The organism is Spiroplasma endosymbiont of Megachile willughbiella (assembly GCF_964273395.1).
In the GTDB taxonomy this organism is placed as follows: domain Bacteria; phylum Bacillota_I; class Bacilli_A; order Mycoplasmatales; family Mycoplasmataceae; genus Spiroplasma_A; species Spiroplasma_A apis.
The window spans coordinates 485,242-509,730 of record NZ_OZ187005.1; the positions used below are offsets into that span (position 1 = coordinate 485,242).

The following is a 24,489-nucleotide window of genomic DNA, read 5'->3' on the forward strand; positions in this document are numbered from 1 at the left end:
TCAAGTGTTTTTAAATAAAAATCTACTAACTTGATTATTCAAATTAAGAAGGTTGATTTAATATTTGATAGTTTAGACATCAGATGTATCCAACTACTTTCTCTTTTGGAAACCATTTAGTTATTGTTCCTTTTTAGTATCAAAAATAGCTTTCAAGCCGCATTATATAAATGCAGGAGGAAAAAAGCATGGATAAAATTAAAATCTTTGCCCCGGTTGACGGGACTATCAAATCAATTGATAAATGTGTAGATAAAACTTTCGCTGATAAAATGCTTGGTGATGGATTTTTGGTCGAACCCGAAAATAACTTTATATATAGTATTTTTCAAGAGTCCAAGATTAAGATGATTTTTGATACTAAGCATGCAGTGCTTCTAGAAACAATTTCTGGATTAAAAGCAATGATACATATTGGTATCGACACTGTAAGATTAGAAGGAAAACCTTTCAAGTATTTGAAAAAAGTTGATGATACTTTTAATTATAAAGAACCCTTAATTGATGTGGATTATAAGATGATTCAAAAAGAGAAATTGTCTACTGAAACTATTGTTGTCTTTGATAACGATGATGATATGGAATTTGAGTTAACAAAAACAGGTTATGTAAAGCATGGTGAGGAAATAGGAATATTAACGATTAATAAGACTAAAAAAAATGATGATAAATCAATTGTCAAAGAAAGTAAATTTAAAGTAACTGCACAAAAAGTTTTGGAGGCTGTTGGAACAGTAAAAAACTTTCAAAACTGTTACAATTGCATGACAAGATTAAGATTTAGTATCATCGATAAAAAATTGGTTAATGAAGACAAGTTAAAAAAACTTCCCTTAGTAAAGGGAATAAACTGAAGTGGTCAAGAGTTACAAATTATAATTGGTGGAGATGTTTATAAAGTAAACGAAGAAGTACAAAAAATAATGAATAAAGAGACCATATTTGAAACTAAAAATAATAACAAAAAGAAATTTAAAGATAGAGCACTAGGATTTATAAGTGGTGTTATTGTCCCTACAATACCAATTATCTTAGCAGCAGGATTATTGATGGCACTAAAGGCTATTTTAATACAATCAAATCTTATTGATGATATAAAAAATTATGATCAAATGAAAAATGCACATCTCTTTTCAGCATTCATTTATATAATCGCAGAAGTAGGGATTGGAATGTTAGGGATATTTTTATGTATTAGCACAGTGAAATATTTAAAAGGAAATGTAATTGTTGGAGCCCTAATTGGTGTTGCGGTAGCTAGTCCTTATTTGATGTGAGGAGTAAACTTCACTTTAATAGAATGAAGTTTTATTAAAATTAAGCTAGGTGGTTATTACAATTCAATAATTCCTCAAATTGTGGCAGGAGCATTATATGTTTACATAGACAAATGAGTTAAATCTTGAATGCCAACCTCAATAGATATTTGTTTCAGAACAGGTATAGCATTTTTAATTGTTATGGTTTCAATTATGTTTGTTTTAGGACCGATCCTTGGTGTTATTGAGGGATTGATTGGTGTTGCTGTAAAATGATTGGGTAACATCCCTTATGGTATTGGAACAATGTTATTCGCTATGTTATGACAACCTCTTGTATTAACTGGAACTCATGTTCCAGTTATTATGGCCATTATACAAAACTTACCAAGTCCACTTTATGCGGTGTCAGTGTTTGGAGTTTGTGGACAACTTGGTGCTGTAATTTATGTTGGTAATAGTACAAATAATTATAAAACTAAAGAGATTGCTTACTCTTCAATACCTTCAGCAATTGTTGGTATTACCGAACCAATCATTTATGGTATTACTTTACCAAGAGTAACACCATTCTTAACTGGGTGTCTAGGAGCAGCAATTGGTGGTTTAACAACTGGACTACTTGGAATTAATGCAACTGTTGCAGGAGGAATGGGTGTATTAGGAGTAACAAGATTTCTACCTGGTGGAGCCTATCAAATTGGTCTCTTTGTGTTAGGGTCATTTATTTCAATTGGTTCTGCCTATCTATTTACTTTCTTATTCTTTGTAGAAAGAGAAAAAGAAAATAAATCTATTAATAAAGTTAATAAAAGATTTACAAAATATTTATTTAAAAATAACTATATTTCACTTGAAGAAAAAAAAGAATTATTAAAAAACTTAAATAATAATTTAAAATTTTCAAAAGATGAAAAACATCAATTTAAAGATATTGAAAAAGTATTTAAAAGTAACTCACACTTTGAAGCCAAGATTTCACAAATGAAAGATGAACAAAATGAAAAGTTAGTTAAGTTAAATGAAAAAATAGTTGCTTTAAAAAGCAAAAATAAGTTAATGAGTATAAAAAGAGTTGAAAATAATATAGTTAAAGCAGAAAATAATAAAAAAATGATCATACTAACAGAGAAAAAAGAGAAACTAAATGAGCTTTATTTAAATAGTAAAAATAAGCTTAAAACTTTACAAAGTACAATTTTAGAAAAAATCAATAACATTGTAGAAAGTAAAATAAAGTATGATAAAAAAATAGATCTGATAAAAAATAATTATTATAATGCCGTACATTCATTAGATATTTACTTTGAAATCAATCAAAGAAAAGATGATACTTTAAGTTTTCAAAGAAAGAAGGTTAATAATGAAATTTCCTAAGAACTTCTTATGGGGTGGCGCAACTGCTGCACCTCAACTTGAAGGAGAGTATAACAAAGATGGTAAATCTTTGACTGTGGCTGATTTAAAATATTTTGAAGATATTAAGAATCGAAAAAATATTACAGATTCTAAAGAAGTAACAAGTGAAAAAATCAATTACGCAATCAAGAATGAACAAGATTTATATTTTCCTAAAAGAATGGGTGTTGATTTTTACAACAACTATAAAGAAGATATAAAACTATTTAGCGAAATAGGTATGAATACATTTAGAATGTCACTTTCTTGAGCAAGGATTATTCCAAATTGTGATGATGGTATTATTTGCCAAGAAGGTTTAAATTTCTATAAAAAGGTTTTTGAAGAGTGTAAAAAATATAACATAGAACCATTAGTCACAATATCACATTTTGACTTACCTTACATATTAGTAGAAAAATATGGAGGATGAAAAAATCCTAAATTAATTGATATTTATCTCGAATATGCAAAAGTCGTTTTTAATGAATATAAAGATTATGTAAAATATTGAACTCCTTTTAATGAAATTAACGCTGCGATATTCTCGAGTTGGGTCAGTGTCGGTATAATAGTTGATAAAGAAGTGAATGTATTAGAAAGTTGCTATCAAGCGTTACACAATCAATTTGTAGCTAATGCAAAAGCTATTAAAATTGGTAGGGAAATTGATAAAAATTTTAAATTTGGTTGTATGCTTGCTCAATTCACATGTTATCCGTTAAATTGCAAGCCAGAGAATGTCTTCTTAAATCTTCAAGACCAACAAACAAAAGTATACTTTTATTATGATGTATTTACGAAAGGGTACTATCCGTCTTATATTCTTAAATATTGAGAATTAAATAATATTAAAATAAATTATACAAATGAAGATATGGAAATAATAAGTAAATACAAAATAGATTTCATCTCATTCAGCTATTATATGAGTGGAGTTAACTCAACTGAAAATACATCTAAAGTAGAAGCTAATTTATTAAAAATGGGAAAAAATCCTTTTTTGCAAGAAAGTGAATGAGGTTGACAAATTGATCCTGTTGGTTTAAGAACTACATTAAATGATCTATGAGATAGATATCAACTACCATTATTCATTGCAGAAAATGGAATTGGTCTTAATGATAAACTAAATGATGAATTCAAAGTAATTGATAATGAAAGAATTGAATATTTAAAGTCACACATAGAACAAATAAGTTTTGCTATTGAAGATGGTGTTAATGTATTTGGTTATACTACATGAACTCCAATCGATATAATATCTAGTGGAAGTAATGAGATGTCTAAGCGTTATGGTCTCATTTATGTTGATCAAGATGATTATGGTAAGGGAACAAAAAAAAGATATAAAAAAGAGAGTTTTTATTGATTTAAAAAATTCATAGAGTCTTTGGAATAACAATATTGCTTTGAAGCATTAGTTATGTTAAAAAACAAGGAGTAGTATTAACTTCTTGTTTTTTTCTTGCTCTATATCTTATATTTAAAGGCGTGTCGTTTTCTGTTTTATATAATTATTTTTCTGTTTAAATAATTCTTTTTAAATACACTCTTTTAAAAAAACGATATTTTTTATAAATAAAGGAATAGTTTATTGAATAATACAGTTTTTAAAAATTAAACCAATATTTTTTTTTAAAAAAATACTGAAAAATTTATATTTTATGTTATCATAATTTTGTCAGGCAACTAGTCGTCTGTTGCTTAGATATGTCAGAAACTAAGATAAACTTCTTAGTGAAGGGTTGAGCATCCCTAAACCTGCTCTTTTTTTTATTTTCAAAACAAATTTATATAACTTTGATAAAATATTTTTGAAAGTAAAAAAGGGTGAAAAAATGAAAAAATATATATTAGGTCTTGATCTTGGTATTTCGTCAGTAGGGTGAGCTGTCACAGGTTACGATGATGAGAATGTTATAGAGCCTTGATTAGATGATTTTGGTGTTAGATTGTTCGAAGTACCTGAAAAGCCAAAAGATAAAACATCTTTAGCTGCAGAAAGAAGAGGATTTCGAAGCTCAAGAAGATTAAAAAGAAGAAAAAAAGCTAGAATAAAGTTATTGAAAAAAATATTAATAGACTCAAGTATTATTACTGAGAATTTATACGAAAAAACTTTCAATTTTTCTATTTCTTCATTAAAACCAACAAATAAAATTGTATATGATGAAAAGAAATACTTTAATCCATATGTTATTAGAAAAAAAGGGTTAAAGGAAAAATTAAGTAGTGAAGAACTAACTATTGCGCTTGTACACATCGCCAAAAATAGAGGTTTTGAAAACTTATTTGATCCAGAAAAAGGTGAAGATAAATCAGAATTAAAAGATGATGCTGAAATCAACGAAAAAGAAGATTATGCAAATTCAATTATAATTGCTAGAAAATTAATAGGTTACGATATAGCCACAAAAACTTGTAAAAAAACAATTGCAGAAGCCTTCATTGATGAAGAAAGTTCTACAAGGATTGAAAAAAATAAAAATTTGTTAAATGTTCGTAATAAAGATAGTCAATTTAGATTTCTTTTTCCAAGAGCGGCATATAAATACGAACTAGAACTTATTTTAAATAAACAAGCAGAGTATTATCCTCAACTAAACAATGAAATTATGGATAAAATCATGGATACTATATTAAGACAAAGATTCTTTGAGGATGGTTTTGGACCTAAAAATATCTCTCGAGCAGAAAATATTGAATTAATTAAACAAAAATTATCAAACATTAAAGACAAAAATAATCATTATATTGCATTAAGAGATTCTTTAAGAGCATATAAATTATATAAACCATTTACTGAATTAGTAGGAAATTGTACATTTTTTCCTAATGAAAAAAGATATATTAAGTCAAGTATAATTTTTGATTTATATCAAATGGCAGTTGAAGTCTCTAAGTTTTCTTCTTTTTTAGAGAATAAACAAACAATAAAAGACTTTCATAATAAACTATTCAATTTAGCTTTAACCGATGAAAAATTTATTTCAAATAATAAAAAGCAGATTGAAAGTGTTTTAAAAACTGATTTTGGTGTCAAATCAGAAGATTTAAAAAACTTAAAGGCATTAGATAATGCTAAAAAAACTGATTTATTTGGATTTACCAAAAGATTCATCAAAGTTTTTGGGATGGAAAAACTAAAAGAATTAAATATTGATAATTTAGACTCAAATATAATAGATGATTTAGGGGATATTTTAAATAAAAATATAACTCCAGAGTTGAGAAAAAGTAACATAAAAAAATGAGCAAGCGATAATAATGTAACAATTAACGACGAAAATATAAATCAATTACTTTTAACTCCTTCAAAAGTAACTACAACAAGTAATCTTTGTAAAAAGGCAATGTTAATGGTAATAAAACACTTCCTTGAAGGTGAAATCGCTGGTGTATATCAAGATGAATTAAAAGCAAAAGCAAATGAGTATACAGACTTAAACATTAAGAAGTTCTTACAACCTATTGTTGATGGAGATTTGGTAAGAAATCCAGTAGTTTTTAGAGCAATTAATGAAGCAAGAAAAGTGTTAAAAGCACTTTTCAGAAAGTATAATGATTTTGAAAAAATAAATGTGGAAACATCTCGTGAACTTGGTAAGTCTGGCGAAGTCAGAAATGAGTTAAACAAAAAAAATCTTGATTCAAGAGCTAAAAATGAAGTAATAAAATCTGAACTTGAAAAAATTGGTATTGTAGCTAACACAACGTCAATATTGAAATATAAACTATGGTTAGCTCAAGATAAAAAATGTTTGTACTCACTTAGAGATATTAATATAGAACAATTAAACTCACATGAACTTGAAGTCGATCATATATTACCGATTTCGATGTTTCCAGATGACTCATTTGATAATAAAGTGTTAGTTTACACAACAGAGAATCAACTTAAAAAAAATCGTACCCCATTAGAATATTTCAATGCTGAAAATCCAGATATTATAAATAGCTATAAAAAAAATTGTCTTGATTTATATCGTAAGGGTAATATCACTTGAAATAAGTATGAAAACCTATTAGTTAAATCAGTTTTAGATATTGATCAAAATAAATTTTCTTCTAGAAATTTAGTAGATAATTCTTATATTGCTAGGTATTTTGCTAATTGACTTAAAAATAATTTAATTCATAAATATAAGAAAGAAAATAAAGAATACAAATCTAATGTGTTAATGATTAAAGGGGTTGTCACCTCAAGATTTAGAAGAAAATGGTTACGCTTTTCTCCATGAGGGTTAGATATAAAAGTTCGTGATATAACACCATTTCATCATGCTGTTGATGCGATAGTATTATCACAGTTTAAAAACCAAGGAAGTGTTGATTTTGCTTCTGACTTGATAGCTATTGAAAATGAATTTAAAAGTTTTAAATATAAAAACATTTCTTTAGAACAATATCATAATAACGTTAAAGAAATATGTAGTAAGTGACATGATAATAGTGGTTATCAGTGACAGTTTCAAATTTCAAAGCCAATTGAGAGAATTGATGATTTTATAAATTCAGATTGCCAAGCAATTAAGATGTTTCCTTTAGTAAAAAATTTAGATAAATTAATTGATTTAAGAATGCCGATTGAACTATCAGTTAAAGTTGATGTTGATACAGTAAAATTAACCGAAAAAGAATTGAAGAGAAATTTCAAAAATTTAAACGAGTTATCTATTTTAAATGAAAAAGACTTTAAAAAAGAAATAAAAGTTAAAAGACCTGTATTTGTAAAGGTTAAACATCCACAAGAATATATTGAAACTTTGAAGAATGCTAATGTTGTTGGCGATATCCATTATCCTTTTGTTTCCTATAAAGTAAATCATAAAGTTTCTGGATCTGTTACATCAAGTGAAAAAATGGCTGCAAAAAAATTATTAAAAGATTCCAACAAAGATCAATTTCACACTGATAGACATGGAAACCTTTGAAAAACAAATGTTTATTATGGAGTTATAATAGATAAAAAGGGTATCAATAAACCTAGATGAATAAAAAAAATAGATATATTTAAAAATAAAAACGTTTTGAAACTAAAAGATAATGAAATAATTTTAAGACCTAATGACACAGTATGTTATAAAAATAAAGACGACAACTATGAATACAAAGTGTTTAAATCTAAAAATGGTTCAAAAATATACGCCACAAAAATAAATACAACATTTATTTCATTACTAAACAAAAATAAAGAAATATTTGGTACACAAAATCAGTATGATTCATTGTCTAATATTTTAAAAGGAATAAAAATACTTCCGATAGATATTTTGGGTAGAGCCTAATTTTGAGGTTTTAGTTATCTGACATATCTAAGGAATAGACGACCAATTGAAATCTTAGAAGGAAACAACTAATGTTTTAGTTATCTGACATATCTAAGGAATAGACGACTCAATTCTTTTCTCCTTTCTTGTAATAATCGTTTTAGTTATCTGACATATCTAAGGAATAGACGACCTTTAAGGTTGACCGAACCACTTGGACTATGTTTTAGTTATCTGACATATCTAAGGAATAGACGACAATGTGAGACAAATATGCTAGTGAAGCAATGTTTTAGTTATCTGACATATCTAAGGAATAGACGACTATATCGATAAAAAGATACAAGAATGTCATGTTTTAGTTATCTGACATATCTAAGGAATAGACGACGATAAGGATTGTCATCAATAATAAATATTGGTTTTAGTTATCTGACATATCTAAGGAATAGACGACTAGAAGAGTTTGCCAATCCCGATGAGATAAGTTTTAGTTATCTGACATATCTAAGGAATAGACGACGATTGTTCGTATTGTTTCTCCCGTTGTTACGTTTTAGTTATCTGACATATCTAAGGAATAGACGACCAAACAATCTCCTACTTGTCTATACATTTAGTTTTAGTTATCTGACATATCTAAGGAATAGACGACGTATAGAAATGTATTTCAATAGTTATATTAGTTTTAGTTATCTGACATATCTAAGGAATAGACGACTAGAAGAGTTCGCCAACCCTGACGAGATAAGTTTTAGTTATCTGACATATCTAAGGAATAGACGACACAATCTCCAGGAAGTAACTTTTTAGGTGAGTTTTAGTTATCTGACATATCTAAGGAATAGACGACATTGCTCGAAATTCCTTAAAGGTATCTTTAGTTTTAGTTATCTGACATATCTAAGGAATAGACGACGATTTATGACGCTACGGGAAAAGTAATTGAGTTTTAGTTATCTGACATATCTAAGGAATAGACGACGTGATAAGGTTTATTATCAATAATAAATATGTTTTAGTTATCTGACATATCTAAGGAATAGACGACTACTCGATAATGGACCTTGTTGCTAATAATGTTTTAGTTATCTGACATATCTAAGGAATAGACGACTTAAAGCTGATATGACAATTGATGCAACTTGTTTTAGTTATCTGACATATCTAAGGAATAGACGACACAACACCATAACAATCGCAGTTACAGCAAGTTTTAGTTATCTGACATATCTAAGGAATAGACGACAATGAATATCGAATGTAGTTACGATCTAAAGTTTTAGTTATCTGACATATCTAAGGAATAGACGACCATTTCTTTTTGTGTTTTTTCAATTAAGTCGTTTTAGTTATCTGACATATCTAAGGAATAGACGACATATGACAATTGATGCTGATTCAACACAAGGTTTTAGTTATCTGACATATCTAAGGAATAGACGACTTGTAATACTCACTCGCTTGGACCAAGGCAGTTTTAGTTATCTGACATATCTAAGGAATAGACGACCATAAATATAAATTTATGTATAGATCTAAAGTTTTAGTTATCTGACATATCTAAGGAATAGACGACGCTTATCTGAACCTAGTTTTGTTGGAACAAGTTTTAGTTATCTGACATATCTAAGGAATAGACGACCAATCAAGGTTTTTTGATAATTCTAGGAATGTTTTAGTTATCTGACATATCTAAGGAATAGACGACTCGACAACAAACCTTATCACTTGAGAGTGCGTTTTAGTTATCTGACATATCTAAGGAATAGACGACTAAAATCTAGTCCTTGAGGAATAAATCTTTGTTTTAGTTATCTGACATATCTAAGGAATAGACGACCTAACCTTTTACCAAATAGGAACCTACTTAGTTTTAGTTATCTGACATATCTAAGGAATAGACGACAAAGTATATATTTGAAAAAGAGAGTGTTAAGTTTTAGTTATCTGACATATCTAAGGAATAGACGACACATATCAATTTCGCGGTCGTAGCAACTACGTTTTAGTTATCTGACATATCTAAGGAATAGACGACTTTTTCTTCCAAAATGGAAATTAAGAAATCGTTTTAGTTATCTGACATATCTAAGGAATAGACGACAAAAAATGGAAAAAATTCTTGTACGATTTCGTTTTAGTTATCTGACATATCTAAGGAATAGACGACCCCTTTAAGATTGACCGAACCACTTGGACTGTTTTAGTTATCTGACATATCTAAGGAATAGACGACTAGAGGAGTTCGCCAACCCTGACGAGATTAGTTTTAGTTATCTGACATATCTAAGGAATAGACGACTGTTTTTAAACCTTATGACATAGTGTGATGGTTTTAGTTATCTGACATATCTAAGGAATAGACGACTATCAAAAGATACTACAGGCAAGCCCTTTTGTTTTAGTTATCTGACATATCTAAGGAATAGACGACTGGCATTCCATTACATATGTAACACCACCAGTTTTAGTTATCTGACATATCTAAGGAATAGACGACTTGGAGCTACAGATCTAACCAAATGTAGAAGTTATAGTTATCTGACATATCTAAGGAATAGACGACTAAATGAGAAGTTTAATTATGAGAAACAAAGTTTTAGTTATCTGACATATCTAAGGAATAGACGACAATTAAAACTATCATTAAAATTACTATCAAGTTATACTTATTTAAAAATCCAATATAAAAGACCTAAAAAATAGATAATTTTACAAATTTACCTTTAAAATTTTACTAATTTTGTTAGGTTATTTGGAAATATAATTTGAAAACTAACATATTCAAACTATAGTGGTATGGTCTTTTACTTTTTTATTACATAAAATGAACTTATATTTATGTATATAGGAAAGGAATAACGTTTTGTCTTGGAAAACAATAATTATAAATAAGTATGATAAATTATCACTTAAAAATAATTTATTAAAAATAGAAAATACTAAACAGAAATCTGACAAATCATTAACATTCTCATTAAGTGATATTAATTGTATAATATTAGAAAATAACTACACACTAATTTCTACACAACTTATTTCTAAATTATTAGATAATAATGTGTTTCTAGTTGTTTGTAATGATAGTTATGAACCTAATGGAATTATGCTCTCATATCATAATCATTGAAAACCATTAGCTATTATCGAAAAGCAAATAAGTATTAATCCAGAATATAAAAAAATAATATGAAAACAAATAATTGAAAAAAAGATTGAAAATTCTTTGAATGTTATGGTCATGATTGGTTGTAGTGATAGATCAATCGAAATGGTATCGAATTTTCAAAAAACAGTCAAATTAAACGATACAACCAATAGAGAAGGACTTGCTGCTAAAGTCTTTTTTAGAGAGTTATATGGAAGTAATTTTATTAGATTTAGTGATGATATCATAAACAAAACTTTAAATTATGGTTACACAATTTTAGCTTCTGCAATATCTAGAACCTTAGTTAAATACGGATTACTATGTTTTCTAGGTATCTTTCATATTGGTAAAACTAATAATTGAAACCTATCTTATGATTTATTGGAACCGTTTAGACCATTTGTTGATTTATGAGTAATTAAAAATCTTGATGGTTTAGAAGGGGAGAACCTTAGTTATAATAAAAGACTGGAATTAATCAACTTACTTAATCAATTTGTATCAGTTGATGGTAAGTTTCAAACTATCACAAATGCAATTGATATAATGGTTAGAAGTTATGTAACAGTTTTAAAAACAACAAGTTCTCTAAAACTTAAGCTTCCTACAATAATATATTATGAAGAAAAAGTAGATGATATCTATGAGTATGAGTAGGTTTCGACAAATGAGATTATTTGTGTTTTATGATTTACCTAATACAACTAAAGGTGAAAATAAAGAATACACTAAGTTTAGAAGAATATTAATTCAAAATGGTTTCTATATGATTCAATTTTCTATATATGTAAAGTTATGTATAAATTATGATCAAATGTTAATCTATCAAAAAAAAATTGAGAACTTTAAGCCTAAAAAAGGAGACGTTAGAATGATAGGTATAACAGAAAAACAATATAAAGATATGAAAATTTTAGTGGGTAGCAAGACTTTTCAAGAAGAAAATCAAAACATTGATTTTATATTGGAATTATAGTGGAAACTAACTTAGTACTTAATAGTAACTTTTTTGGAAAAACCACAATTAATTTTCATAATAATATAGCATATTTATATGGTACTAATAACTCTAAAAAAAGCCTATTATTACATGAAATTTATGAAGGTCTTAAAGGTAAAGAAATATACAAACTTTCATTTAATTCCTCAAGCTCGTGTGTTGCTAGATATCAATGTGTTTTTTTAAAAGAACTATTTGATTTACAAAATGAATTAAAACTAACAAAATCTAATCTCTTACGAAATTGTATTTTGAAGAAAATTAATAGTCACATAATAATGCAACAAGATAATGAAAATTTTCAAAACCGACTAAATACTTTTTACAATGATTTAGAAGAGGTTATTAATTCATTAGAGTTCAAAGAAATGTTTGACTTAGATGAAAAAATATCTGTAAAGTTCAATATTGATACCAAAGCAATAGATAGCCTTATTGATAAATTATTAAAAGTTTATTTATATAAAGAAGATGAATCTAAAGAAGTTGATGAGAAATCATATAGCAGATTTACCATAAGAATGTTGATATTAGAGATCTTGTTTTTAGAGATTGATTTCAATGATAAAGAACGACCAATATTTTTATTATTAGATCTTCCCGATGCTTGTGCAGATGATAATAATATTCTAAAACTTAGCGCAACTATATTAGAATGGATTGGTAAATACAATATTAATGTTATTATTACCGTTAACAGTTCTTTTACCTTAAAATTATTCAACCCTGATTTACGATCAATAAACTTCATATCTGACTCAAAGATTATCAATTTAAAAAAGTTAAAAAGTATTTTTAAAAACATAGCAGTTTGCTATTCATTTATTGAATCTAAAAGCACAGATTTAATAATATACAAACAACAAATTACTAGTTTAATTAATAATGATGACTTACATTTTGAATATAGTTACTACAAGAAGAGAATTGAACATTACTTATATATGACTCATATCTTTAGAAAAATTGTTGTAATTGAAAGTAAAGATGTAAGTAACTGAAATGCTGATCACAACGCCTTAACTTTAAATATTAACTACAAAGATATTGTTTTCCTTTTTGTTTTATCTTTTGAGTTGGAACTCTCAAAAAAAATTGATTGAAATATAGAAAATATTAAATTGAAAGCATTGATAGAAAACTATTAAATATATTTGTTAACTACATAAGATGTTTTTAAATTAATTCAAATTTTTATTCAAACAACAATTTTTAATAAGTTCTCTATAAGCTTTTTAATTTATACAAACCTATTATGTTATTTTATAAATGTGTTTTATTACATCGTCAACGTAATAAAAATATCATAGTTGTTTTTTCATATAAAATTTATAGTTTTAAATTTTTATTTAAATATAAACAGAATTTTATAAAATATACCATCCTAATAATTTATATTTGATTATTTTTTGTTTTAAATACATTTAATAATGAGTATAAATAAAAAAATAAAATGTTATAAATTTACTCATTATTTATGTAGTTTTTTATATTGGGGAAATTACTTTGTAAATTTAATCTATAAATTTTCTTGCAAATAGTAACAAATATGCTTATTCAATCTTTTACTCAATAATTTAACTAGCAAACTTCAACCTTGTTATTTATTCACTAGCTCACTTCCTGCATTAACATTATTTTTATGTATAAAGTTATGAAGACTTATACTTTTCAATAGTCTAGCTTTCTATATGTGTGGCCATTAGCATAATGAAGTGCATAATGTAGTTCTTCTAATAACATCAGTTTTTTTTCTCATTTTAACAACCTCTCTTTTACGAGTTTCATGAGGTTTAATATATTCAACTTATAATATCTGTCTAAAGTTATATATTGTTTTCTAAAAAGCATTTTGTTTATTAGCTATATCATTTTGTTGAATGCTTTAAAAATATATTTTTTTAATTCAACAAACAAAAGTTAATAAATTCATTTATAATAAAAAAAATTAAAAATGGAGTTTTAAAATATGGATGAATTATTAAATAATAAAGATAAAATTTTCTCAGTTATTGATTTTTTTAGTTTTAATTTATTTGCAAGTGATATAAAGTTTCCTATGAAGAAAATATTCACATTTGATGAGTATAAAAAAGCAATTATAAATTTCAAAGATAATAAAAATAAGGAAAATGCTATTGATGAGATAACAAAAAACACTGATAAACTCTATCAAAAAGATGTTAAAATTTTTTTGAATTTTAATTGCATTTATTACTATGGTAGCAGAGGCTCTGGTAAAACTATGTTCACAAAAAACTCAGCCAATCATAAAGATATTGAAGCATATTATTTAAAAGATCTTAGTTATGAAAAAATTAAAGATTTGGAAGAAAACATAAATACCAATAATTTAAAATATGTAATTTTTGATGGGATAAATGAATTTGATTTTTCTCTTAAACGCATTTTTGAAAAAATCATAATAAATCTTTTAGCTATTAATATCAAAGTTATAATTACTGGTGTTTGCAAAAAGGAAATAAAAAAACTTGATTTAAATATAGGAACAATTGAATTTAAAAATTCTTTGGAAAGTAACTATATGTATAGAGTGTCTACTCTTATAAGTCCAAGTAATTATGAGAAATATTATAAGATAATTCAAACTATTTCTTTTAATTTACTGTCTTTAAGAGAAATTAATTACTTTATCCATTCATTAATTATATTATCTAATAAAGGATTTGTAATCAAAAAAAATACTGATCACTTCATATTTATATGAAGAAATATTCTGGAGCATTTTTTTGAGTTTTACTTCGAAGGAGAGAAATGTGTAGACTGAAAAAGTTATTGAACTTTTTTAAAAAATAATATTAAAACTTTTTACTATGGTATTGATGAGAAATCAGAATTCTTTAAAAAAAATAAAAGTGAAATAATTTTTTTTAACTCTCGAAGTATAGTGGCAAAAGAAAAAGAAAAGTTTGTTTTAAAAGATAGAATGTTATACCTACCATTGTTACTAACGCATATGAGAAAATGTAAGGATGATAAAGAATATAGGGATGACGTAGAATTGAAGGAATGATATACAGCTTTTGTTCTGTTGTTAAAATCTGAAAAAATGGAAGAAGTTAACATAGAATTTATTATAAATAAGGACGATGATATCTTACTAGTAAAAAGAATTAATAAAAGTATTTTGAATAAACTTATGCTTCTTTTTTCTTTTAAGGAAAAAAGGAAAAAACTAGTACTCAATAAGAATCATGAATATAAAATATCTTTTTTTTATTTTTTAATATCAAACTTCAACGTTCAAGATTTAAATGAATGTATTGAGTTGGAAAGGGAAGATTATGAAAAATGTATCACATTTTTAATAGATAATATAAATATTATGAAGTTTGAAAATATTCTATGTAATTTTATTGATTTGACAGATTTTAATGACAGAAATATGGAAATTTTTTATATAAGTTATTTTACAAATCGTATATTAAATTTATCTGAAAATGATGCAATCATATTTTATAAAAGATTATTTAACTCATTTTCTTGTTATAAAACCTTTGTTAAATGGGCCAATATTTTTCTAAGAATTAAGATATTTCAAAAAGCTAACAGTCATGTAAATATTTTAAAATATCACTTAAAAAAAACATTTTATAAATATAAAAAAACATTGACATATAAATATGTCTTTTATAATTACTATTTTTTGCACTTAGATTTAATAAATACACCTGTAAATAACAACTTTGGAAACATTCATGATAAAAAATATTTAATCAATATAAATAATAGCCTAATTCAAAATGCGTATATATTTCTATGTTATTTTTTCAAACAAACTGAATACCATACATGTGAAGAGATAAAAGAAATTATGAATTTAATAAATGATAAATTTTCATTTCCAAGAAATGTACAAATTAATTCTTATTTTAAACTCCATTACACAACATCTACAAAAATATATAATAGTTTTGATTGAAAGGTTATTGAATTAATAGATTTTATTATTTTAAAGTATTTTAAAAAGAAAAAATGCGACGCAAAAAAGAATAGAATATATTATTCTGATATATATTTAGAAAATAACTTAAAAATTGAATGACCATTGATAAACAATATTTTTTTTATATGCTCCAATTTAATTTTTTGCGATAATAAAATTTCTGATGAAAAAATGTGAAATATAAAATATTATCCTTTGGATAAAGAAAAATTTAGAAAGATTACGAATAATTTCATTAAATTTTTATTAGAAAATAAATTTTACGCCTTTAAAAATAAGGTTAGGATAGAGACGGGTTTTAAAATATATTACATTTTTAAAGAGATAAAGTTCGAAAAGGAGTTTTATCATCAAAATATCTCTGATGTTGTAACAAATAATTGTTACATAGATACTTTTAAAGTATCAGAATTTTCAAAGGAACAGTTCATATTCCAAATTCAGTTGTATTCAGAAACAATATTCTCTTCGGAACTTTTAAATCATAAAGATATTTGTATTAATTATAATGGTGAATTAGAAACTTTTTTTCCATCAAATCACTTGACCAAAAAAAGAATCAATTGATCGACAAAAGTGGGGACTGTTTTTTTCGATGATGATTCACAAACTTGATTCAAAATACCTAATAATGATAGAAAAAAGAATTTTTTTAAATATTATGTTTGTTATTGCGAAAGTTGAAATACTGGTAATATAATAAGAAGATGAATAATATTAAAATATAATAAAAAAGAAGTATTTTTTCAAGAAGTTTTTGATACAAGTGAACTTGGGATGGAAGTGTTTAAATTAAAGGAAAACAAATGATTGTCTTTAAAATAATCAAAAAATAATATTGTCTAGTTATAGAAAAAAATGGTTGCATATATTTCAAAGATTTCAAAATATATTGTCTCATTTTAAATAATCAAGGCATAGTAGTAAGTCAATCTAAAGTTGCTTGAATAATGAAATTATTCAATTTATATTCAGTTATAAGAATAAAAATGATGTATAGAAAACCAAAAGAAGTCAAAAAAATAACTTATGGTCCTAATCATGTTAATAGAAATTGATCTTTGTATTCAAAAAATGAGCTTTAAGTTACAGATATTACATATATACCTTTCAACAAAAAATTTGCATATTTAAGTGTTTTGAAAGACGCAAACACTGGATTCATAGTAGGTCATGAGGTATCTTTAAAAAATGACATAGATATTTACAGAAAAACACTTGAGAAAGCTTCGTTTCATAGACAAGATCTAACTAAAAAACTTACCATCCATTCTGATAACGGAAATTAATATACATTTATATTTGCAAAGCATTATGTTAGAAAAAATATCATAATCTAGACCATGTATCTCTATTGATAATGGAATGTGTAAAACTTTTTTTTCTTTAAAAGAAGAGTGCGAAAATAAAACTAAAGCAGAATAATTTTCATAAGTTAAAAATAGCAATCGATAATTATATATAATTTTACAATTATAAAATAATAATGATAAACATAAGACCATCCAACATATATTTATTTAGATTTCAAACTATAAAAAAAAGTACTTCAAACTTTGTTTAAGTATTTTTATAAAAAACATTTTGCATACTTGACAAATTATATTTAAATTATAGATTATATTAGATTTTTTTATTTAACTCTATGTATAGAGGGTTTATTCATTTGTATAAATGAGTGTTTTTTAGCATAATGTATACTTAGAGAATTATATTCACACTTTTAGTATTATATTTTTATTTATTTAGGTTATAATAAATCATAATTAAATGTGTAATGCGGAGCATGAAAAATATGAATTTTAAAATTAGTGATGAACAACAAAAAATAATTAACTACCTTAAAGCTAATTATAATTTAAAAATTGAAGCAGTAGCTGGAAGTGGTAAAACTACAACTAGCTTATTTATAGCAGATGCTTTTAAGGACAAAAATATAATAATTTTAACTTATAATAAAAAGTTATCTGATGAAACTAATAAAAAAATTAAGAAGCATAGTTTAACAAATATTAAATGCAAGACATTTCACTCATTTATTGGAAACTGTTTTGGTGACACTTGTAAAGATGATCAAGCTCTAAATAATATAATAATCAATAAAATTGAAGTAATTAAAAATCTAGAACATTTTGATTTACTTATTTTAGATGAAGTTCAAGATATGTCCTTCAATATTTATAAACCTTTAGTCAAGATTATTAAAGAAAAATATTTTAATTCACAACTATGTATTTTAGGAGATTCAAGACAATCAATATATAGTTTTAGAGGGGCTAATCCACTTTTTTTATCAAAAGCAGAAATTGCTTTTGGAAATCTTAATAATTTTAGTTGAAAAAGCACTAAGTTAAGTACTAGTTACCGAATCACAAAAGATAATGCAACTTTTTTGAATGAAGTTTATTTTAACGAAAATTTCATTACTTCAAATCAAGAAAACAGCAAAAGAACTTATTTTATACGGTGATTGATGCATTTAATACTAAGGCTTTATATGAATATTTGAAACCTGTTTTTGAGAAATACGAAGATGAAGATATTTTTATATTATCGAATAAAGTTCAGGGGACAAATACTCCTCTGTCAAGATTAGCAACGCTTTTATCGGAAAAAGGTCATTTAGTTTATATATCTTTAAGTGAGGAAGAAAATTTAAGTGACAAAGAATTGAAAAACAAAATTGCTTTCTCAACTATTCACCAATCAAAAGGAAGAGAAAGAAAAGTAGCCATCATTTTTTCTATGGAACATAGTTATTTTGAATATTATGATAGAAATTCTGATCATATGAAACCCAGCAATCTTCATTATGTAGCTCTTACAAGAGCAACTGAAAAAACAATAATAATCAACCACTATAATAACTCAGCATTTAAGTTTTTAAACTTTGATAATTTGAATAAGTTTATTGATTTTAAAGTAGAAGAAGATAAAAAAAGAACTTGAGAAGAAGCTAACAAAAGTATTAATAGGAGAATTGAAAATACAGTTTTAAACACATCTGTTAGTGATCTCTTGAAGTTTTTACCTTTAGAAAAATTAAGAGAATATTTAGATAAAATGAAAGTTGAACGTTTTGTCATAAAACCAAGTTATTCTTTGGAGAAAGTGCCAAACTCAAAAACCTTTTTTAAAAAAAAGAAAGAATACTCTGAAAATTTATCAATCTTTAACGGTAAATACTTTCCAATTATGTTTTTAGAAAAAGTCAATAAATTTGATGACATAATCAAATCCATTAAACAAGTTTTAAAAGAAATATCTGAATCTAAATCCGACTCTGACACCTTATTAAGTTTTCTAAAACCAAAAAAAGCTTGGGTTAAAAGTATTATTGATGAATATGAAAACAAGAATATTAATATATTAAAAGTAGTTCTATTGCTTTCGGCAATAGAAAATGAAGACATTTCAAGAATAAATCAAATCCAAGAAATAGACTGAATTACAAAAAAAGATGATCAAACAGCCAATGATGTATTTGAAATCATATTGGGAGATAATGCAGGAGTTTTAAGCAAGAAATTTAAGTTCGAATATAATATAAAAATGGAAAATATAAATGGTAGAAACTATATAGGAATACTTGATTGTGTTGATTTTGAAAATAAAAGAATATGAGAATTTAAATTTACAAATGAATTAAGTAATATTCACAGATTACAGTTACTTTTATATAAATTAATTATTTCAAAAAATAGTGATTTAAGATCTAAATTTGATAAATTTCAATACTATTTATTTAACTTAAAGAAAAATAAGGTTGAACGTATCAGTATGAAATATGAAGACTTAGAAAGAATGTTTTACAATATTTTGTTTATAAAAGAAAACATGAATACTGTAGAAATAAACTTAGATAGCTTTTTAGATGAAATCAATAAAATTAAAGAATTGAATTATTTTATATAGTTTGTTAAAGAATTTAAACAAATTTTAGTTATATCTATAAAAAAAAAGTATCATAAAAGTTGACAAAACAATTATTAAGTGTTATATTGAAATTATCAGAGTAAAAACAAGATATTAGAGATTCCTGTACATTTTGTGAGGACTAAATTTCTATATTAACAGTGAGTTTAACCAAGTGTTGCTCAAAATTACTATTTTAAGTGATATTATATGTTAATTTAATCTATCTAATCTTCTTGTTTGCATAAAATAAGAAGATTTTTTGTTCTGATGCAAAAAAAAAAAAAAAAAAATGAAAGGAATAGTTTATGGAAAAATTTAAATTTGAAGTGAGTAGCTTCAGAAAACTATCTTCACCAAATGGTGAAGATAATATTATTAAATATGTTATGTATGTTAAAACATCAACAATAGATGAAGATATAAAGGAATGATTTGATACTAATCCTAGATATCAAAATACAGATCAAAATGTAAGTAAAGGTATTATGACCTCACTTAAAAAAAATCCGGAATTCTTTTATAATTTAAATAAAGGAATCCTTTTCTCTGCAGAAAGTGTTAAATTTGATAATAATTTAAACTTTGCTGAAATGATATTTTCTGATAAGGAAATTCATGGAAACATAGATGGAGGTCATACTCTTAGAATAATTTTAAAAAATAATGAGGATAACAAAAAACTCAAACATGACCCGAGTGATGCTTATGTTTTTGTTGAAATTATTACAGGAATTGAAAATAGGGATGAAATTGTAGAGCTGGCAGCAGCAAGAAATAAAACAGTTCAGGTTGATCAAAAATCTATTGCAGATTTAGAAAGAAAATTTCAGGCTATTAAAGATTTATTTACAAATAATAAAATTAGTTTCAAAGATAGAATTATTTATAAAATGAATGAAGAAAAATTTGATAATGAAAAAAACATAGACATTAGAGAAATTATAGCAATAATGAATATGTTTAATCTTGATATCTATAGTAACGATATAAAATCTAATCCACCAATTCAAAGTTACACAGGAAAAGAAGTGACATTAAAAAAATACTTAGATTTGCCAGATATTGAAAAAAGTGTTAATAAGTTTTCAAATATTATTGAAGAAATATTTGAATTATATGACTTAATTGAAACTCAATTTCCAGAAGCATTTAATAAAAACAACAAAAAGTATGGTGTAAAAAAATATGCTAAAGTAAAAAAGAACGGAGAATCAAAGTTCTTTAAAAATAAATTAGAATATAGTGTTCCCACTGGTATTATATATCCAATTTTAGGGGCTTTTAGAGCTTTAATAAGAGAAAATAAGGAAACAGGGAAATTTGAGTGATGTTCCCCACCTATTAGTATTTGAAATGAAGAAAAAGAAGCATTAGCTGGTTTTATAGTTAATGATAAAACAGTCGATGATCCTCAACAAGTGGGAAAAAATAAAAATATATGAGATATGACCTTCCAAAGGTTATTATTAAAACAATTTTTAGATAAAAAAAGTAACAGAAACTAAATCTAAAAAACAACCTTAAACTACCAAATTTACTAAAAAGTATTTATTAATTTGGTTTAGAAAATAGGTTGTTTTTTTAACAAAAAAACTAATGAAAATTTAGCTATAAAATCTTGAACTAATGAAGTTAGTCACAATAATTCAATTCCTATGAAAATAGTTTTAAAATTAATCGGTGATTTATTATTCAATATTTAAGGTGTAATAATATACTAATTAGGAGCAGAATATCTTATTCACAAATATAAACATTGAGTTTTTTTTAAAAAAAGTTATTTAATAGGTACCAAACATAAAGTAATTAAAAAATCCTAATGATTCAGTTAAAGGAATATAAACAATTAAGCATTTTTAAATTGGATAAAAAATGAATGTACATATTATTTATTTAAATTTGTTAATAAATCTAACATGTTTTATATAAACAAATAATTTATTTATAGTAATATTATATTAATTTATGAAAGGTCAATAGTATGTATTATTCTGATTTAAGTTCAACAAGTCTAGTTGATGCAATAAAAAAATTAATATCTAAAGCAAAAATATTTTACATTGTCAGTCCATTTATTACAAAAGAAGCATTTAGTGTTTTTAAAAACGAGTTAAAAGAATTCACTGAAAAAGGTGGAAAAATTAAGGTTATCACTTCTACTTTTACCGAGAGTGGTGAGTCTTTTAATTATGATGATTTGAGCTATATTTACGAAACATATAAAGAAGCGATTGAAATCAAAGTCCAAGTAGTTCAAAAAACTGAACAACCGATACATAAAAAAATTTATGGTTTTATGTATGAAAATGATTTTGACATTATACTGGGAAGCGCTAATTTTACATATCGCGGTTTATATGGAAAAGAAGTTTCAACATTGCAAGCTATTGATACTAAAATCAATTTAAAAAAGGAAATTGATTTTATGTGAAATGAAAACGGAGACTATAAATTAATTAATTTTAATTCAATGTCTAGAAAAGACTGAATCAACTTAGAACATAATCATTATAAAATTATGAACTTTGATGAAAATACAAATACCAACATTAAATTACATAACTATCAATTAGAAATAATCGAACGTTATAAACTAGATATGTTTGAAGAAACTAACCATAGTGTAATATTACCAACGGGAACAGGAAAAACGATAGTTGCTGCACATATGTTTTTAGAATTTACAAATAAAGTTAGAAATGCAAAAATGTTATTCACAACCCATAGGGTTGAAATTATAAATAATGCATATAAACGTTATAAACAAGTTAACAATGATCTTGATGCAATAATCGTAAATACAGAAAATCAAAAAGCATTGATTTTAACAATATTAAAAATAAGTCAATATTTATTACAAATAAATTATTAAAAAATTTAATTGATAAAAAAATGTTTAATGAGAATCAATTTGAAATTATATTTTACGATGAAGCACATCATTTTGATAATGAGTCAGAAACAAATACATTTGATTACATTTTTAAATATTTCAAACCAATTAATAATATCGCTTTAACAGCAACTCCCGAAAGAAGAAAAGGGCTTGAAAGTATAACAAAAATATTCAAGAACATATTATGTGAAATGCAATTACATGAAGCAATTAAAAAAAATTTAGTGTGTGAAATAGATTATTATCTATTGGGTGATAAGAGTGGTATTGAACTTTCTAGTCAAGACTTAAAAAGTGACGTTAAATTATTAATTAAAGCAGACAATATTGAAAGAAACAATTTAGTTTTAGAGTCGATTAGAAACTATATTTCAGATTGTGCTACAACAATCATTTTTTGTATTAATATTGATCATGCAAAAAAAATAAATAATTTGTTAATTAAGAATGGATATAACTCAAGCTATCTAGTTTCTGGAGATGAAAAACGTAAGGAGAAATTGAATAGATTTGCTAACAAACAAATTAATTACTTATGTGTTGTTGATATTTTAAATGAAGGTATTGATATTCCACACATTGATAGCATCATTTTTTTACGACCAACTCAATCTAAAACGATATACTTACAACAACTAGGACGTGGTTTAAGAAAAAAAGAAAATAAAAAATTAAAAGTTATAGATATAGCTACAAATATCAACATCAAGGATTATTGAATAAATCGCTTTTGTAATATTTTATCCGATGTCCAAATAATAGACTGATTAGAAAACGATATAAGTATTTTTGAAGGTATAAATCTTTATTTAGATAAACTTTCGAAAACTGACTTATTAAAAAAATTAAAAGAACAAAAAAGAGATATATATGACTCTAAATGTAAGAATTATATTACTTGAGATTTAGAATGTTATGTAAAAAATACTAAGAATGTAAAAAAATTCACCCTTATTTTTGATGATTTATGTAAAAACTGATTTGAAATCTTTGAGAAAAGTAATGATGGTTATAAACTATTTGACATTTATAATTGTGATATGCAACTAGAATATAAATACTATGGTTTAAATTTCGAAGAGTTCGATATCATAAAATTTTTGAAAATAACTAAAAAAAATGATGTTGTCAATTCAAATTTCATATTAAATAATATAGAAAATATCATCAGGAACGCAAGAAAAAAAGTTCATAATCTGCCGTATAATTATAGTTTAAAATATTTTCCGAGTTCTAAAACGATTAAAGATAATACATTATTATTTTATGAATTTAAAAATGGAAAAAAGGCAAGAGTGATGAAAATTAGCACAGGCTATTACTTGTTGAAAGATTCATATATAGCACCTTATAAACGTAATATTATTTCTAAGGAGGTTATTGATTTTTATAACTTGATAAAAGTACCGCATGGTTATAAAGAATTTTGAAAAGTTGAGAAAGATTATTTCTTTAAAAGATTTAGAATATTATCTGACATTGTAGTTGGAGGAAAGTCATCTTTTCCAAATATATTTTGTATTGAAAAATCCAATAAAAGTCTAAGAAATTACTATATCAGTAATGTTGCTAAAATTATAAAAGAATTTAAATAATGATTCATTTTTTAAAGTTTAATTTGATT

The 24,489-nt window shown here is 25.0% G+C and carries 12 protein-coding genes and 1 CRISPR repeat array; all 12 genes read left to right on the top strand.

Going from position 1 to position 24,489, the window contains the following annotated elements:
- Window positions 1-188 precede the first annotated feature (188 nt).
- The 12 genes from ACI2WZ_RS02165 to ACI2WZ_RS02220 all read left to right on the top strand — a co-directional run bounded on the left by ACI2WZ_RS02165 (window position 189) and on the right by ACI2WZ_RS02220 (window position 24,460).
- Entirely contained in the window at window positions 189-2,636 is a 2,448-nt protein-coding gene (locus tag ACI2WZ_RS02165; protein ID WP_500245117.1) for a glucose PTS transporter subunit IIA, read from the top strand.
- Window positions 2,623-4,059 carry a glycoside hydrolase family 1 protein gene (locus ACI2WZ_RS02170; protein ID WP_500245118.1) on the top strand — a complete coding sequence of 479 codons (1,437 nt, stop codon included), beginning with the start codon at window positions 2,623-2,625 and terminating at the stop codon, window positions 4,057-4,059. Before ACI2WZ_RS02165 ends, ACI2WZ_RS02170 begins: the two co-directional genes overlap by 14 nt.
- Before the next feature lie 439 nt (window positions 4,060-4,498).
- A complete protein-coding gene (gene cas9 / locus ACI2WZ_RS02175) occupies window positions 4,499-7,948 on the top strand; it encodes a type II CRISPR RNA-guided endonuclease Cas9 (protein WP_500245119.1) in 3,450 nt (1,149 codons plus the stop codon).
- A 7-nt stretch (window positions 7,949-7,955) separates the two neighbouring features.
- A CRISPR array of direct repeats spans window positions 7,956-10,565; the repeat unit is 36 nt; unit sequence GTTTTAGTTATCTGACATATCTAAGGAATAGACGAC.
- Between the two features lie 234 nt (window positions 10,566-10,799).
- Window positions 10,800-11,741 carry a type II CRISPR-associated endonuclease Cas1 gene (gene cas1, locus ACI2WZ_RS02180; RefSeq protein WP_500245120.1) on the top strand — a complete coding sequence of 314 codons (942 nt, stop codon included), beginning with the start codon at window positions 10,800-10,802 and terminating at the stop codon, window positions 11,739-11,741.
- On the top strand, window positions 11,734-12,060 hold the full coding sequence (gene cas2, locus ACI2WZ_RS02185; RefSeq protein ID WP_500222977.1) for a CRISPR-associated endonuclease Cas2: 327 nt from the start codon (window positions 11,734-11,736) through the stop codon (window positions 12,058-12,060). The genes cas1 and cas2 overlap by 8 nt, the downstream gene beginning before the upstream one ends.
- The gene (locus ACI2WZ_RS02190; protein WP_500222979.1) at window positions 12,060-13,232 is read left to right on the top strand and encodes a hypothetical protein; all 1,173 of its coding nucleotides are present in this window, start codon (window positions 12,060-12,062) and stop codon (window positions 13,230-13,232) included. The genes cas2 and ACI2WZ_RS02190 overlap by 1 nt, the downstream gene beginning before the upstream one ends.
- A gap of 821 nt (window positions 13,233-14,053) precedes the next feature.
- Window positions 14,054-16,876, top strand: coding sequence for a hypothetical protein (locus tag ACI2WZ_RS02195; RefSeq protein WP_500245121.1), 2,823 nt, complete (start codon window positions 14,054-14,056; stop codon window positions 16,874-16,876).
- A 269-nt stretch (window positions 16,877-17,145) separates the two neighbouring features.
- A complete protein-coding gene (locus ACI2WZ_RS02200; RefSeq protein WP_327194847.1) occupies window positions 17,146-17,340 on the top strand; it encodes a hypothetical protein in 195 nt (64 codons plus the stop codon).
- Between the two features lie 506 nt (window positions 17,341-17,846).
- Complete coding sequence (locus ACI2WZ_RS02205; RefSeq protein ID WP_500245122.1) at window positions 17,847-18,647, top strand: UvrD-helicase domain-containing protein; 801 nt, start codon at window positions 17,847-17,849, stop codon at window positions 18,645-18,647.
- Between the two features lie 1,627 nt (window positions 18,648-20,274).
- Window positions 20,275-21,474 (top strand): AIPR family protein, encoded by a 1,200-nt coding sequence (locus ACI2WZ_RS02210; RefSeq protein WP_500245123.1) that lies wholly within the window; start codon window positions 20,275-20,277, stop codon window positions 21,472-21,474.
- 476 nt (window positions 21,475-21,950) lie between these two features.
- Complete coding sequence (locus ACI2WZ_RS02215) at window positions 21,951-22,841, top strand: DEAD/DEAH box helicase family protein (RefSeq protein WP_500245124.1); 891 nt, start codon at window positions 21,951-21,953, stop codon at window positions 22,839-22,841.
- Between the two features lie 8 nt (window positions 22,842-22,849).
- On the top strand, window positions 22,850-24,460 hold the full coding sequence (locus ACI2WZ_RS02220; RefSeq protein WP_500245180.1) for a DEAD/DEAH box helicase: 1,611 nt from the start codon (window positions 22,850-22,852) through the stop codon (window positions 24,458-24,460).
- Window positions 24,461-24,489 lie beyond the last annotated feature (29 nt).